Here is a 2,337-nt window from a genome sequence, read left to right on the forward strand (position 1 = left end):
CACCCCGCCCGCGACGTCCACCCGCCGAAGCCGGGCGACCGCCTGCCGAAGGCGCTCCCCGTGGAGCAGGTGACGGCGCTGCTGGAGGCCGTGCCCGTCGACACCCCCGCCGGACTGCGGGACCGCGCGCTGCTCGAGTTCCTCTACGGCACCGGCGCCCGCATCTCCGAGGTGGTCGGCCTCGACGTCGACGACGTGGTGGGGCTCGCGCAGACCGGGGACGACGGCGGCCAGCCCGTGGTCCGCCTGTTCGGCAAGGGGTCCAAGGAGCGCGTGGTGCCGATCGGCTCCTACGCGGCCGCCGCGCTCGACGCATGGCTGGTGCGGGGACGGCCCACGATCATGACGGGAGTCACACGCTCCACGCCCGCCCTGTTCGTCAACGCCCGCGGGGGCCGGCTCTCCCGGCAGTCCGCGTGGGCCGTGCTGAAGCGGGCGGCCGAGCGCGCCGGCCTCGAGGCGGACGTCTCGCCCCACACCCTGCGCCACTGCTTCGCCACGCACCTGCTGGCCGGCGGCGCGGACGTCCGCGTGGTCCAGGAGCTGCTCGGGCACGCGTCCGTGACCACCACGCAGGTGTACACCCTCGTCACCGTGGACTCCCTGCGCGAGGTCTACTCCGCCGCGCATCCGCGCGCGCGCTGAGCCCCGCACCTGATACGCTCAAAATCCGTGGTGAAACGAACTTCTCGTACTCAGACGTCCACGCGCGTCACCCGTCACGTGTTCGTGACCGGCGGTGTCGCCTCCTCCCTCGGCAAGGGGCTCACGGCCTCCTCGCTCGGCCACCTGCTCAAGGCGCGCGGGCTCAGGGTGGTGATGCAGAAGCTCGACCCCTACCTCAACGTGGACCCGGGCACCATGAACCCGTTCCAGCACGGCGAGGTGTTCGTCACCGAGGACGGCGCCGAGACGGACCTGGACATCGGCCACTACGAGCGCTTCCTCGACGAGGACCTCGACGGCCTGGACAACGTGACCACCGGCCAGGTGTACTCCACCGTGATCGCCCGCGAGCGCCGCGGCGAGTACCTCGGGGACACCGTCCAGGTCATCCCGCACATCACCGACGAGATCTGCCGCCGGATGCGCCTGCCCGCGGAGCCCCGCGGCGACCGCCCCGCCCCGGACGTGATCATCACGGAGATCGGCGGCACCGTCGGCGACATCGAGTCGCAGCCCTTCCTCGAGGCCGCCCGCCAGGTCCGCCAGGACGTCGGCCGCGACGACGTCTTCTTCCTGCACGTCTCCCTCGTGCCGTACATCGGCCCCTCGCAGGAGCTCAAGACCAAGCCCACCCAGCACTCCGTGGCCGCCCTGCGCTCGATCGGCATCCAGCCGGACGCGATCGTGCTGCGCTCGGACCGGGCCGTCCCCGACGATGTCCGCGGCAAGATCGCCCGCATGTGCGACGTCCCGCAGGACGCCGTCGTCAACTGCGCCGACGCCCCCTCCATCTACGACATCCCCCGCGTCATCCACGACCAGGGCCTCGACGCCCACGTGGTGCAGTCCCTGGACCTGAAGTTCAAGGACGTGGACTGGACCGCGTGGGATGCCCTCATGGACGCCGTGCACCACCCGGAGCACGAGCTCACGGTGGCGCTCGTGGGCAAGTACGTGGACCTGCCGGACGCCTACCTGTCCGTCACCGAGGCGCTGCGCGCCGGTGGCTTCGCCCACCGGGCCAAGGTGGGCATCCGCTGGGTGGCCGCGGACGAGTGCGCCACCCCCGAGGGCGCGGCGGTGGCGCTCGCGGACGTCGACGCCGTGTGTGTGCCCGGCGGCTTCGGCGTGCGCGGGCTCGAGGGCAAGCTCGGCGCGCTGCGGCACGCCCGCGAGCAGCGGATCCCGACGCTGGGTCTGTGCCTGGGCCTGCAGTCCATGGTCATCGAGTACGCCCGCAACGTCCTCGGCCTGGAGGACGCGGACTCCACCGAGTTCGACCCGGAGACCGCCTCGCCCGTGATCGCCACCATGGCCGAGCAGGAGCAGATCGTGGCCGGCGAGGGGGACCTCGGCGGCACCATGCGCCTGGGCGCCTTCCCCGCGACCCTGCGCCCGGGCTCCGTGGTGGCCGAGGCCTACGGCACCACCGAGGTGACCGAGCGCCACCGCCACCGCTACGAGGTGAACAACGCCTACCGCGACCGCCTCGAGGAGGCCGGTCTCGCGATCTGCGGCACCTCCCCGGACGGCGCCCTCGTGGAGTTCGTTGAGCTGCCACACCGCTTCCGTGGGCAGCTGTGTCCCGAGGGCGTCGCAGACCAGTTCGGCGGTGCGGACGGCACGGCGCAATGTGGAGGTGACCACGACGTCCGGCGTGATGTGGTTCGA

General features: G+C 72.2%; 1 protein-coding gene and 2 pseudogenes. 2 read left to right on the top strand and 1 reads right to left on the bottom strand.

Features of this window, described 5'->3' with window-relative positions:
* Together D8M29_RS11145 and D8M29_RS11150 are read left to right on the top strand one after the other, a co-directional pair.
* Nucleotides 1–645: tyrosine recombinase (locus D8M29_RS11145; protein WP_127445981.1), on the top strand; the 645-nt coding region annotated here is incomplete at its 5' end.
* Between the two features lie 9 nt (nucleotides 646–654).
* Nucleotides 655–2,226 (top strand): annotated as a pseudogene (locus D8M29_RS11150) (CTP synthase); the annotation flags it as partial.
* A gap of 18 nt (nucleotides 2,227–2,244) precedes the next feature.
* On the opposite strand, the pseudogene D8M29_RS14250 reads toward D8M29_RS11150, so the two are convergent.
* Nucleotides 2,245–2,313: pseudogene (locus D8M29_RS14250) on the bottom strand (hypothetical protein); the annotation flags it as partial.
* Between the last annotated feature and the right edge of the window lie 24 nt (nucleotides 2,314–2,337).

The organism is Micrococcus sp. HSID17227, from assembly GCF_003989405.1.
Taxonomy (GTDB): Bacteria; Actinomycetota; Actinomycetes; order Actinomycetales; family Micrococcaceae; genus Micrococcus; species Micrococcus luteus.